Genomic DNA, 12,581 nt, shown 5'->3' on the forward strand with positions numbered 1-12,581 from the left:
GCCGTTGAGGTCGCGGACGCGACGGGCCGCGCTACGACGCCCGAAGACCTCGCCGCCGGCTTCGTCACCATCGCCGTGCAGAACATGGCGGAGGCGATCAAGTCCGTGTCTATCCAGCGGGGATACGACGTCACCCGCTATGTCCTGAACTGCTTCGGCGGCGCCGGCGGCCAGCACGCCTGTCTGGTCGCGGACGCCCTGGGCATGAGCCGCGTGATGCTGCATCCGTTCGCTGGGGTGCTGTCAGCCTACGGTATGGGCCTTGCCGACGTGCGGGCGATCCGGCAGGCGACCGTGGCTGCGCCGCTGGACGACCGCGCGGACGCGCCGCTGGCTGCGCGAGCCGAAGCCCTCGCCGGCGAGGCGCGCGACCTGCTTCAGGCGCAAGGCTTCACGGACGGCGCTGTCGAAGTCGTCACCCGAGCCGAGGTCAAGTTCGCCGGCTCGGACACGCCGTTGCCCGTCCCGTTCGGCCCGGCCTTGGCGATGCGGGCCTCGTTCGAGACCCTGCATCGTCAACGCTTCGGCTTCTTCGCCGACGACAAGGCGCTGGTGGTCGAGACGCTGGAGGCCGAGGCCGTGGCCGCCTCGGAACAGGCGGCGTTCACGCCAACGGCCCGAGCCGCTGGGGGCCCGCCTCCGATCGTGACCCGCGCTCCCGTGAGGATGGCCGGGGCCGAGCAGGACACGCCGGTCTACCGCCGCGAGACGTTCCGACCGGGCGTGACCGTCGAGGGGCCGGCGGTCATTCTCGAGGACACCGGCACCACCGTGCTGGAACCGGGCTGGCGCGCCACGGTCGACGATGCGTTAAACCTGATCCTCGTACGGGCAACGCCGGCGGAGCGCCTCGCCGCGCCCGGCGTCGACGCCGATCCGATCATGCTGGAGGTGTTCAACAGCCGCTTCATGGCCGCGGCGGAACAGATGGGTGAGGCGCTGCGGGCGACCGCGTATTCGGTCAACATCAAGGAGCGGCTCGACTTCTCCTGCGCCGTGTTCGACTCAAGCGGCGCCTTGATCGCCAACGCGCCCCACATCCCGGTGCATCTCGGCTCGATGGGCGAAAGCATTCGCACGGTGATCCGCTCGCGAAGCGACGGGGCGGACGGCCGGGGCATGAGGCGCGGCGACGTCTACATGCTGAACGCGCCCTACAACGGCGGGACGCACCTGCCCGACATCACCGTCATCATGCCCGTGTTCCTAGAGACCGACGACGCGCCGGCCTTCTTCGTCGCCGCGCGTGGGCACCACGCCGACGTCGGCGGAATCACGCCGGGGTCGATGCCGCCTTCGTCCGTGACGGTCGAGGAAGAAGGCGTCCTGATCGACGACTTCCTGCTCGTCGACGCGGGACGGCTGAGGGACCATGAAACTCGCGCCCTGTTCACTTCCGGCCTTTATCCGTCGCGCAACGTCGAACAGAACATGGCCGACCTGAAAGCCCAGATCGCGTCGTGCGCCCGCGGCGCGGACGAGCTGGCGCGGATGGCAACGGAGTTCGGGCGTGACGTGGTGGCGGCCTACATGGGCCACGTTCAGGACAACGCGGAACAGGCGGTGCGCCGGGCCATCGCCGCCCTGAAATCCGGTGACTTCGCGATCGAGATGGACGACGGCGCCGTCATCCGGGTCCGCATCGACGTGGACCCGCAGGCGCGGAGCGCGGTGGTCGATTTCACCGGAACCAGCGAGCAGCGGCCGAACAACTTCAACGCGCCGCTGTCGATCACGCGAGCCGCCACGCTCTATGTCTTCCGCACCCTGGTCGACGACGCCATCCCGCTGAACGAAGGCTGCCTGAAGCCGATCCACCTGATCGTGCCCGAGGGCTCGATGCTGAACCCGCGCTACCCGGCCGCCGTGGTCGCGGGCAACGTCGAGACCAGCCAGGCCGTGGTCGATTGCCTGTACGGCGCGCTCGGCGTGCTGGCGGCCAGTCAGGGCACGATGAACAACTTCACCTTCGGCGACGATGCGCGGCAGTACTACGAGACCATCGCCGGCGGGGCGGGCGCTGGGCCGGGCTTCGAGGGGGCGTCGGCAGTGCAAACCCATATGACCAACAGCCGCCTGACCGATCCCGAAGTGCTGGAAACCCGCTTCCCGGTGCTGCTCGAGGAGTTCTCCATCCGGCGCGGGTCCGGCGGCGAAGGCGCGTCCAGGGGCGGCGATGGCGCGATCCGGCGCGTGCGGTTCCTCGAACCGATGACGGCGGCGATCCTGTCCAACCGCCGGCGTGTGCCGCCGTTCGGGGTCGGCGGGGGCGCGAACGGCGCGGCGGGGATTAATCGCATCGAGCGCGTCGGCGGCGGTCGCGATCGGCTGGGCTCTACGGCCGAGGTCCGCATGTCGGCGGGGGACGTCTTCGTGATCGAGACCCCCGGGGGCGGCGGGTTCGGGGAGGCGTGAGCGCCGGCGCGGCCTGTGCAGGTCAGGGTGGGAAAACCGTTTCCACCGCGTGCCGGAGCGGACTAGCCTCGCCGCAGACTGACCGGGGGCCGAGTCCATGTGGGTGTTGCTGGGGATAGGGGTGCTGGTCGCCGGCTTCGTGGCGCGGCTGAACCCGCTGGCCGTCATCCTGGTCGCCGCGATCGTGACGGGGGCCGCGGCGGCCATTGCGCCGGGCGTGAGCGTCGCGGAGGTGGGCCGGGCGGCGGTCGACACGGTCGCGGCCTTCGGCAAGGCGTTCAACGACTACCGCTACATCACCGTGATCTGGCTGGTGCTGCCGCTCATCGGGCTGCTGGAGCGTTACGGCCTCCAGGAGCAGGCCCGGGCGCTGGTGGGCAGGGTCCGTTCGGCCACCACCGGGCGCATCCTGCTGGCTTACTTCGTCCTGCGTCAGGTCAGCGCCGCGGCGGGCCTGACCAAGCTTGGCGGACATCCGCAGATGGTCCGTCCTTTGATCGCGCCCATGGCCGAGGCGGCGGCCGAGGCGCGCTACGGCGATCTGCCCGACGCCCTGCGCTGGCGCATCCGGGCGCATGCGGCCGCGGTGGACAACATCGCCCTGTTCTTCGGCGAGGACATCTTCTTCGCCATCGCCTCGATCTTGCTGATCAAGGGCTTCCTCGAGGCCAACGGCATCATGCTGGAGCCCTGGCAGCTGGCGGTCTGGGCCATCCCCACCGCGATCTTCGCCCTGCTGATCCACGGCGCGCGGCTGATCCGGCTCGACCGGACCATCGCCCGGGAAAGCGGTCAGGAGAGCGGCCAATGATCACGCTTGACTGGGTCTACATGTTCGCCGGCCTGACGTTCGCGTCGTTCTCGGTCCTGACGGTGTTCGACGGAGCCCATCCGCGACGGTTCGGCACCGCGGCATTCTGGGGTCTGCTGGCGGTCAGTTTCCTGTTCGGATCTTATCTGGGAGACCTGGGCAACGGCGTGCTGGTGCTGACGCTCGCCGTGCTCGCCGGCTTCCGGCTGCTGGGCCAGAGCCGACCGGCGACGACCAGCCCGGAGGAACGCGCCGCCAGCGCCGCCCGGCGCGGCAACTCGCTGTTCCTTCCCGCCCTGATGATTCCGGCCGTCGCCATTCTCGGGGTGCTGGTGCTGGAGAAGGTGTCGCTGTTCGGCACGCCCCTGTTCGGAGCCGAGCAGCCGACCATCATCGCGCTGGGCCTGGCCGTGGCCATCGCGCTGGCCATGGCCATGGTTTGGCTCCGCCCGCCGCTGCTGGCGCCGCTGCAGGAAGGCCGACGGCTGATGGACTCGGTTGGCTGGGCGGGGATCCTGCCGCAGGCCCTCGCGGCGCTGGGCGCCGTGTTCGTCATCGCCGGCGTCGGCGACCGGATCGGCGAGCTGTTCGCCAGCTACCTGCCGCTCGACACCCGCCTGCTGGCGGTGGTCGCCTATTGCGGCGGGATGGCCCTGTTCACATTCATCATGGGCAACGCCTTCGCGGCCTTCCCGGTAATGACCGCCGCCGTCGGGCTGCCGCTGGTGGTCCTGCAGTTCGGCGGCAATCCGGCGATCGTCTGCGCCATCGGCATGCTGTCGGGCTTCTGCGGCACGCTGACGACGCCCATGGCCGCCAATTTCAACGTGGTGCCCGCGGCGCTGCTCGACCTGCCGGACCGCGACGCGGCGTTCAACGGCGTGATCCGGGCGCAGATTCCGACCGCGGCGGCCCTGTTCGTGATCAACGTCGTGCTGATGTACGCCCTCGCCTTCCGGTACTGAGATGACCCACCGCCTCGACGCCGCGACCGCCTCCCGCTTCGCTTCGGCGGCGCTGGGGCATGTCGCGCGCGAATACCCGAACAAGATGGACCATGTTCTGGCCGGTCCCGCCGACGTGCGGGGTCCGCGCGCCCTGCATCCGGTCTTCTTCGGCAGCTTCGACTGGCACTCGTGCGTCCACGGTTGGTGGACACTGTTCACCCTGTTGAGGCTGTATCCGGACATGCCGGAAGCAGGCCGCATAGGCACGCTGGCCGACGAACTTTTCACGGCCGAGAACGTCGCGGCGGAGACGGCCTACCTCGCGCGCCCCGAAAGCCGCGGGTTCGAGCGGCCCTACGGCTGGGGCTGGCTGCTGATGCTGGCGGCGGAGCTGGAACGGCACGGCAACGACCGGGTAGCGACCCTGAGGCCGCTGACCGACGCCTTCGCGAGGCGTTTCAAGGACTTCCTGCCCTTGGCCGACTATCCGGTTCGGGTGGGCACACACTACAACACGGCTTTTGCCCTGCGTTTGGCGCTCGACCATGCCGACAGCGGCGGGGACGAGGCGCTCGCCGCGCTTTGCCGCGACCGCGCCCTCCGCTGGCACTCGGGGGACCGCGACTGTCAGGCCTGGGAGCCGTCGCAGGACGAGTTTCTGTCGCCGGCCCTGATGGAGGCCGTGCTAATGCGGCGCGTGATGGAGCCGGACGCGTTCCGCGCCTGGTTCGCGGCCTTCCTGCCACGGGTGGACCGGCGCGAGCCCGCGACCCTGTTCCAGCCGGCCGGGGTCAGCGACCGCTCGGACGGCAAGATCGCCCATCTCGACGGCCTGAACCTGAGCCGGGCCTGGTGCTGGCGCGAGATCGCGGCGGCCCTCGAGGCGGACGATCCCCGACGCGGGATCGCCCTCGGCGCCGCGGACATGCACCTGGACGCCGCCCTGCCCCACGTCACCGGCGACTACATGGGTGAGCACTGGCTTGCGAGTTTCGCCCTGCTCGCGCTGCTCGCGGGAACGCACCCCTAGGCAGGCGGTTGGTCGGTTGAAGCCGATCCCGCCACCCCAGCCCTGAGGTCCGCCATGGATGATCCGCGCCCGCCGTTCGAGCCGCAGCCCCAAGCCGTTCCCGGTCTCACAGACCAGATGAACCCGCGCCCCGACCACGGCGAGGACAGCTATCGCGGTTCGGGGCGTCTGGAGGGCAAGGCCGCGATCATCACCGGCGGCGACAGCGGCATCGGCCGCGCCGTCGCCATCGCCTTCGCCCGCGAAGGCGCGGACGTCCTCATCAGCTACCTGAACGAGGATGAGGACGCCGAGGAGACCCGCCGCTGGATCGAAGAGGCCGGGCGCAAGGCGGTGCTCGTCCCGGGCGACGTCGCCGACGCCGACCACTGCCGCGCCATCGTTCAGAAGGCGGTCGACGCCTTCGGGCGGGTCGATATTCTGGTCAACAACGCCGCCCACCAGATGACCTTCGACGACCTTGAGGAGATCCCGGACGCCGAATGGGACAAGACCTTCCGGGTGAACATCCACGCCATGTTCTACCTGTCCAAGGCGGCGGTCCCGCACATGGCGGAGGGCGGCTCGATCATCAACACGTCTTCCGTCAACGCCGATACGCCCAGTCCCCAGCTGCTGGCCTACGCCACGACCAAGGGCGCGATCCAGAACTTCACGGGCGGGCTGGCGCAGTTGCTGGCCGAGAAGGGAATCCGCGTGAACTGCGTCGCTCCCGGCCCGATCTGGACGCCGCTGATCCCCTCGACCATGCCAGAAGAGAAGGTGCGGGAGTTCGGCAATCAGGTGCCGATGAAACGCCCGGGGCAACCGCGTGAGCTGGCCGGAGCCTATGTCCTGCTGGCCTCCGACGAGGCCGGCTACATCTCCGGAGCGACCATCGCCGTCACCGGAGGAAAGCCGATCATCTGATGACGGCGCTGGAAGCGGTTATCCGGCAGCCGACACAGGAACGGGCTGCGGCCGGGCGTGTTGAAGACGGCCCACCCGCCGCGATGGACGTCCGAACCCTATGGATTCCTATTTCTGCATCATCAGCACGAGCCGCGAGACCGTGGCGGACCTGTGCGTGCTGAGGGCCGCGACGGACCGCTCGGCGCTGAAGCTGGCGGGTGAAATCGCTGAGCGCTGGGAGGACGTCCAAACGGTGGCTGTCTACCAGGGCGAACGGTCTGTCGGGTCGCTCCATTTCGCCGGTCAGGACAGCGCTCTCCTTCAGGCCGCCTGAGGAGACGCGTCTGGCCGAGCGGACCGCCCGCACAACGGTGATGATTTCCAGACGCGCATAAGCGCCCTGGATATGTTGGCGCAGGCGGCGCGCCCGGGGGCCGACCCGGGCGGATCGGCTCGCGCCAACCCGCGTCAGCGGCGACGACGCGCCACCGACACCAGGGCGACCGCGACCAGGCCGATGACGGCGGCCGTCGCGATCGCGCTTTCCCGCGACCGCGATTGCTTCACGATCCCCATCTCCACGAGGGGGTTCGGCGCGCGGCCCCGCATGAGATCGTCGACCACGCCTTCGACGGTGTTCACCCGGTCGGCGAGCATCAGCAGCAGCCAGTGACCCCACTGGCTTTCACTCAAGCGGAAGGCTCCCCTCCGTATGACGCCGCTGAGCCCCGACGGCGGCGTGGACTGTCCAACGACCGCCGGGCGCCGCACGTGCTCGACTGACTGAAGGATTTCCACCTCGGTGTGCTGGGTCTCCGGAGGCGTCCAGTTCATGCCCGGACCGTCGTCGTTGGCCCGGTTCCGCATCGGCCAGGTCGGGTCGTTCTCGGGATCTGCGTCGACGCCCCAGCCGACGACGGTGGCGGGATCGATGCGGGGTTCTGCTTCCGCTTGGGCGGCGGCTGCGGCAGCCTGCTGGCTCTGGGTCATGCGAGTCCTCCGTCTCAGGCTGCGCTCGGAAGGAGGACAGGCTTGATGCAGCCGTCCAGCTTCGACGAAAACAGGTGATAGGCTTCGGCGACATCCTCCAGCGGGACGCGGTGAGTGATGATCGCCTTGGGATCGATCCGGCCCTCTTTGACGTGTTCGATCAGGCGGGGCAGCAGCCGCTTCACGGACGCCTGATTGGCCCGGATGGTGATGCCCTTGTTCACGACGTTGCCGATCGGGACCATGTTGCCCGTGGGCCCGTAGACCCCGACGATCGACACCACGCCGCCCGTCTTCACCGAGTTGATCGCCCAGTGCAGCGGCACGGCGTTGCCTGCTTCGAGCTTCAGCTTCTTGCCGAAGACCGTGTGCCAGGCGTTGCCCGAGGCGTCGGCTCCGACCGCCTCGATGCAGACGTCCGCGCCGATCTCGGTGATCTTCTTGATGAACACCACGGGATCGCCGATCTCGCGGAAATCATAGACTTCGGCCGGGCAGTAGGTCCGCGCGAACTCGAGCCGATACTCGTGGTGGTCGATGACGATGACCCGACCGGCGCCGAACAGCCAGGCACAGCGCGCGGCCAGCAATCCCACGGGCCCCGCGCCGAAGACCACCACCGTGTCGCCCTTCTGGATGCCGCCCATCTCGGCCGCCTGGTAGCCGGTGGGGACGACGTCGGTCAGCAGCACCGCATCGTCGGGGTCCATCCAGTCCGGGATCAGCGTCGGTCCGAAATCGGCATAGGGCACGCGCACGTACTCCGCCTGTCCGCCGTCATAACCGCCGGCCGTGTGGGAATAGCCGAAGATGGCGCCGACCGCGGTCGCCTGCGCATTGGACTCGTGGCAGTTGCCGAACAGGCCCTGTTTGCAGAAATGGCATTGGCCGCAGGCGATGTTGAACGGGACCAGCACATGGTCGCCCCGCTTCAGGTTCTCCACGCCCGAGCCGACCTCCTCCACGACGCCGCAGAATTCGTGGCCGAAGGTCATGCCGACCCGGGTGTCCGGCACCATGCCGTGGTAGAGGTGCAGGTCCGATCCGCAGATGCAGGATCGGGTTACGCGCACGACCGCGTCCCGGGGATGCTCGATGACGGGCATCGGCTTGTGTTCGATGCGGACCCGTCTCGGCCCGCGATAGTCCATGGCCAGCATGCGTGCTCCTTCGCCCTTATGCGGCTGCTAACCAGAGCTGCGGTCGATGGTTCCTGCAGCCGTGGCTCATTGGATATTCGTCGGGATCACGGCGCCTGATCCTCTTTCGACGAGGGTCTGCTCTATGGGAACGGCCTCGTCGACAAGAGACAGATCAAGGACGCAGCACAGGCCTTCGGGAGCGAACCGGAGGTCGACCGATCCGCTCATGGAGCCGGCGGCCTGCTTGAGAAGCCGGGAGCCGAAGCCTTTCCGGGTCGGAGCCGTCACCTGCGGTCCACCTGACTCTTCCCAGAGCAGACTGAGCCGCCGACCTCCCTCCGCATCGACCGACTCGTTCCAGCGTATGTTCACCCTGCCTGCGTGGCCGGTCAGCGATCCGTGCTTGAGCGCGTTGGTGGTGAGTTCATGCAGAATCAGGGCCAGGGTGACCGCCTGCGAGGGGTGCAGACGGACGTCAGGGCCGTCGACGGAAACCCTTGCGCCGCCGTCATAGGGAAACACCGCGTCCTGGACGATGGTCCGCAGGTCCGCTCCGGCCCAACTCTCGTCCACCAGGACGTTGTGCGCGCGCGACAAGGCGTGAAGGCGAGCGGTCAGGGCGGCGCGGATGTCCGCTCCCACGCCCGCGGACCGCAGCGTCTGCTCGGCCACGGACTGCACCGTCGCCAGAGTATTCTTCACCCGGTGATTGAGCTCGTGGAGCAGCAGGACCCGCTGCTCGTCAGCCACCTTCAGCCGGGTCTCGTCGCGGAAGACCTTGAGGAAGACGCCCTCGTCCAGAGGCATGGTGATGCCGTTGGCCCAGAAGCGCTCGCCGTCAGCTCTGACGTGCCAGCGCGTGTCTTCGACCCGCCCGTCACGGCTGGCGATCTCCAGCTCCCGCAGATGCACGTGCTGCGCCTGATCCGAAGGTGCGAAGATCATGGCGATGTTGGCCCCGACGGCTTCCGCTTCCGACAGACCGACTATGGCGGGGGCGTCTCCCAGCCAGCGCACGATCGTCCCGTCGGGGCGCAGCAGGACGACGGCGTATCCGCGGATTTGCCTCAGGATGCTGAGTGCGAGCTCGGGCGTGGGGGACTCCATTCCCCTGCAACGCCGTGAGGCCCCGGTACGCTCCCTACGTTGGGAAGCGGGCGGAACACTTCGTATGCGACGGGCTTATTTGGCCATGGCCAACCCCCTGCAGACCAAGGACGATCAGTGGCGTCATCGGCGCGAAAACGGCAGCGTGCCGGTGTTCGACCCGGGCCTGTCGCCGCTCGGGACGGACGATGAGGCGGGAGGCGCCCGCGCCCCGACGGACGCCGCTCCCGTGAGCTCCGACCGGAGCCCTATGCCCTCGTCTCCGGAAGGCTCGGGCGGCGTCAGGGCGACACCCAAGTTCTGGTATGCGGCCGCCGCGGTGATCGTGCTGCTGCTTCTGGCGGCGGCGTGGATGTCCTTCGCCTGACGGGAGGCGGGGTCGGCATGGGGGAGTCGCGCCTCGACCTGCAGCTTCAGAAAGGTCCAGACGGTCTGTTGACCCTGACCGTCAGCGGCGAGGAGGAGAACGGAGGTCGAAGACGCGTTCACCGCCGTCTGGACCCCCGCAGCCACCGGGACTTTCTCGACCTCCACGACGAGCTGTCGCGTCGGTTCGACCTGCGGGCGCCCGAAGCAGCCGCGCCCGTCACCGGCGCGCCCGACCCGGCGGTTCGGGCGATCCTGACCGAAAACCTGGGGGCCGGCATCCTGTACGGATACGGCGATCCAGCCGTGACACGGGTGCGGAACGCCGCCGGAACGGTGACATGGTGGCTCTACGTCACCTCCAACGACGCGCCCGACGCCTTCCCCATCCTGCGTTCCGACGATCTGGAGACCTGGCGCCCGGCGGGTTTTGTCTTCCCTGAGGGCCGCGCCCCCGCATGGGCCATGAGCGGCCCCGGCGCCGACTTCTGGGCGCCGGAGATGCATCAGGTCGGAGGAGCCTTCTGGCTCTGCTTCACCGCCCGTACCCACGACGGCGATCTCGCCATCGGCTTGGCGAGAGCGCCTTCGCCGGCGGGGCCCTTCGAGCCAGCGGCCGAGCCGCTGCTCAGAGGCGGCGTGATTGATCCTCACATCGTCCTCGACCCCACGGAAGCGCCGCACCTTGTGTGGAAGGAGGATACGAACGACCGCTGGCCGCCCCTGATCGCGCGGCTGATGCGGCTGAGACCGGAGTTGGGCCCCGTGCTGTTCGCCGGACCCCGCGACGTTCGGACGGCGCGCCTATGCGCCGATCTGCTGGCGCTGCGCCCGGACGCCGCGCCGATGGAGACCTTCTTCATCCTGCAGCCGTTGATCGAGGCCGCGGCAGACGACTTCCCGGCCTTCCGCGAGAGGCTGGCGGCCCTGGCCGCCGAGCCCGGACCTGAGCCGGAGTGCCAAACCCTCGCTCGCGAGGCGCTCACCGCCGCACGCACGGTCATCAGGGCCCAGCGCATGTCGGACGACGGCTCCGCCCTCGTCGGCGAAAGCACGGTCATTCTCGAGAACGATCAGGCCTGGGAAGCGCACCTGATTGAGGGGCCGTGGATCAGTCGGGTCGGGGAACATTACCTTCTGCTCTATGCGGGCAACGACTTCTCGACCGGCCGCTACGGCATCGGAGCGGCGCTGGCGGCGCATCCGCTCGGCCCTTACGAAAAGGCGCCGCTGCCCCTGCTCGGGTCCAGCACGGCGTGGATCGCCCCGGGGCATCCCTCGGTCACCACCGACGCGCAAGGCCAGCCGCGAATGTTCATGCACGGGTTCGTCCCGGGCCAGGTCGGATACAAAGCCTTTCGCGCGCTTCTCACCGCGCCGCTGACGGTCAAGAACGGCCAGATCAGGACCGGCGACTGAGGACGAGGCAAGCTTGAGCGGGCTTGTCGGCTACCCGACTGATGCGCGAAATCCACAGCCGCATACGGAACGAAAGCTGGGCCGCACTTGACCCGAATCGGTCGCTCCTGTTGGGCTTTCATTCATCTCAGACGCGCCTAAATGGCCCTGCACGAGACAGGAGGGTCATGTGACCCAAGTCAGCTATTCAGACCTTTTCGACATCTCCCACCACCGGGGCTACGACGAGGACATCGTCGAAGGCGACCTGGTGCGCACGGGCCCAAACCTGTTTCCCCATTTCACCGTCATCGCGGTGAACGGCGACAAGGCCTGGGTGCGAAACGTCCAGACCGGCGTCGATGGTCTGGCCCCGCTGACGCGCTGCCGCAAGATAAATGGCCCGGAAGCGGCGCCGTCCTTCGATTGAACCAACTGGCGCTTTTCCGGTTTTGAAGCTGTCCCTCGGGGACGCGACTTCGGGAGGACGCCATCTCAGCCTTCATGTTCGCCACCGGAATCGAGAACTCGATTCCGCGCATCAAGAACGGCTCGGTTCGCGTCGATCAGATGGAGTCGTGCGGCCATTACAAGCACTGGCGCACGGACTTCGCCCTCGTTCAGGAGATGGGCATCCGCTACCTGCGGTATGGCCCTCCCCTGCACACCACCCTGCTGGGGCCAGGCAAGTACGACTGGTCGTTCGCCGACGAGACCTTCGCTGAGATCCGCCGGCGACGGCTGATCCCGATCGTCGACCTGTGCCATTTCGGCGTCCCCGACTGGATCGGCGACTTCCAGAACCCCGACTTCGGCCTGCATTTCGAAGCCTACGCCCGGGCCTTCGCCGAGCGCTTCCCGTGGGTTCAGCTCTACACCCCGGTCAACGAGATGTTCATCTGCGCCACCTTCTCCGGCCGCTTCGGATGGTGGAACGAGGAGGGCAAGACCGACCAGACCTTCGTGAACGCGCTGAAGAACATCGTGAAAGCCAATGTGCTGGCGATGGAGGCGATCCTGCAGGTTCGCCCGGACGTGATCTTCATCCAGAGCGAGTCGTCCGAGTATTTCCACGCAGAGAACCCGGCCGCCATCAAGCCGGCCGAGACGATGAACTGCCAGCGCTTCCTGACGCTGGACCTGAACTACGGTCGCCGCGTCGACTCCGGCGTCTACGAGTTCCTGATGGACAACGGAATGACGCGCGAGGAGTACCACTTCTTCCTCGGCCGGCGGCTGCGGCAGCACTGCATCCTCGGCACCGACTCCTCCGGGACCAACGCACATCGGGTCCGAGCGGAGGGCTCAACCTCCGCATCCGGCGAAAACATCGGCTACAGCGAAATCACCCGGCAGTATTACAACCGGTATCGGCTGCCGGTCATGCACACCGAGACCAACATCTCGGAAGGGCCGAACGGCGACGAGGCGGTGAACTGGCTTTGGAAGGAGTGGGCCAACGTCCTGCGCGTGCGCAATGACGG

The 12,581-nt window shown here is 68.1% G+C and carries 13 protein-coding genes; 10 read left to right on the forward strand and 3 right to left on the reverse strand.

Features of this window, described 5'->3' with window-relative positions:
- From VGB60_RS00735 to VGB60_RS00760, 6 genes are all read left to right on the forward strand, one after another.
- Window positions 1-2,415: hydantoinase B/oxoprolinase family protein (locus tag VGB60_RS00735; protein ID WP_331036380.1), on the forward strand; the 2,415-nt coding region annotated here is incomplete at its 5' end.
- Between the two features lie 97 nt (window positions 2,416-2,512).
- Window positions 2,513-3,226, forward strand: coding sequence for a DUF969 domain-containing protein (locus VGB60_RS00740; protein ID WP_331036381.1), 714 nt, complete (start codon window positions 2,513-2,515; stop codon window positions 3,224-3,226).
- Window positions 3,223-4,191 (forward strand): DUF979 domain-containing protein, encoded by a 969-nt coding sequence (locus VGB60_RS00745; RefSeq protein ID WP_331036382.1) that lies wholly within the window; start codon window positions 3,223-3,225, stop codon window positions 4,189-4,191. The genes VGB60_RS00740 and VGB60_RS00745 overlap by 4 nt, the downstream gene beginning before the upstream one ends.
- Before the next feature lies 1 nt (window position 4,192).
- Complete coding sequence (locus VGB60_RS00750) at window positions 4,193-5,203, forward strand: DUF2891 domain-containing protein (protein ID WP_331036383.1); 1,011 nt, start codon at window positions 4,193-4,195, stop codon at window positions 5,201-5,203.
- 54 nt (window positions 5,204-5,257) lie between these two features.
- Window positions 5,258-6,112: an SDR family oxidoreductase gene (locus VGB60_RS00755; protein ID WP_331036384.1), complete on the forward strand. Its 855-nt coding sequence runs from the start codon at window positions 5,258-5,260 to the stop codon at window positions 6,110-6,112.
- 100 nt (window positions 6,113-6,212) lie between these two features.
- Window positions 6,213-6,428: a hypothetical protein gene (locus tag VGB60_RS00760; RefSeq protein ID WP_331036385.1), complete on the forward strand. Its 216-nt coding sequence runs from the start codon at window positions 6,213-6,215 to the stop codon at window positions 6,426-6,428.
- A 134-nt stretch (window positions 6,429-6,562) separates the two neighbouring features.
- On the opposite strand, the gene VGB60_RS00765 is transcribed toward VGB60_RS00760, so the two are convergent.
- The 3 genes from VGB60_RS00765 to VGB60_RS00775 all read right to left on the reverse strand — a co-directional run bounded on the left by VGB60_RS00765 (window position 6,563) and on the right by VGB60_RS00775 (window position 9,333).
- Window positions 6,563-7,084 carry a hypothetical protein gene (locus VGB60_RS00765; RefSeq protein ID WP_331036386.1) on the reverse strand — a complete coding sequence of 174 codons (522 nt, stop codon included), beginning with the start codon at window positions 7,082-7,084 and terminating at the stop codon, window positions 6,563-6,565.
- 14 nt (window positions 7,085-7,098) lie between these two features.
- Window positions 7,099-8,244, reverse strand: a complete 1,146-nt coding sequence (locus VGB60_RS00770) for a zinc-dependent alcohol dehydrogenase (RefSeq protein ID WP_331036387.1) — start codon at window positions 8,242-8,244, stop codon at window positions 7,099-7,101.
- Window positions 8,245-8,310: 66 nt separating this feature from the next.
- Window positions 8,311-9,333 (reverse strand): sensor histidine kinase, encoded by a 1,023-nt coding sequence (locus tag VGB60_RS00775; protein WP_331036388.1) that lies wholly within the window; start codon window positions 9,331-9,333, stop codon window positions 8,311-8,313.
- A gap of 85 nt (window positions 9,334-9,418) precedes the next feature.
- Here VGB60_RS00775 and VGB60_RS00780 point away from each other — a divergent pair, with 85 nt between their 5' ends.
- The 4 genes from VGB60_RS00780 to VGB60_RS00795 form a co-directional block, all read left to right on the forward strand.
- Window positions 9,419-9,700: a hypothetical protein gene (locus VGB60_RS00780; RefSeq protein ID WP_331036389.1), complete on the forward strand. Its 282-nt coding sequence runs from the start codon at window positions 9,419-9,421 to the stop codon at window positions 9,698-9,700.
- Window positions 9,701-9,768: 68 nt separating this feature from the next.
- Window positions 9,769-11,118, forward strand: a complete 1,350-nt coding sequence (locus VGB60_RS00785; protein ID WP_331036390.1) for a family 43 glycosylhydrolase — start codon at window positions 9,769-9,771, stop codon at window positions 11,116-11,118.
- A gap of 169 nt (window positions 11,119-11,287) precedes the next feature.
- Window positions 11,288-11,527, forward strand: coding sequence for a hypothetical protein (locus VGB60_RS00790; protein WP_331036391.1), 240 nt, complete (start codon window positions 11,288-11,290; stop codon window positions 11,525-11,527).
- Between the two features lie 74 nt (window positions 11,528-11,601).
- Window positions 11,602-12,581: family 1 glycosylhydrolase (locus VGB60_RS00795; RefSeq protein ID WP_331036392.1), on the forward strand; the 980-nt coding region annotated here is incomplete at its 3' end.

The sequence above is a fragment of the Brevundimonas sp. genome (assembly GCF_036399195.1).
Taxonomy (GTDB): domain Bacteria; phylum Pseudomonadota; class Alphaproteobacteria; order Caulobacterales; family Caulobacteraceae; genus Brevundimonas.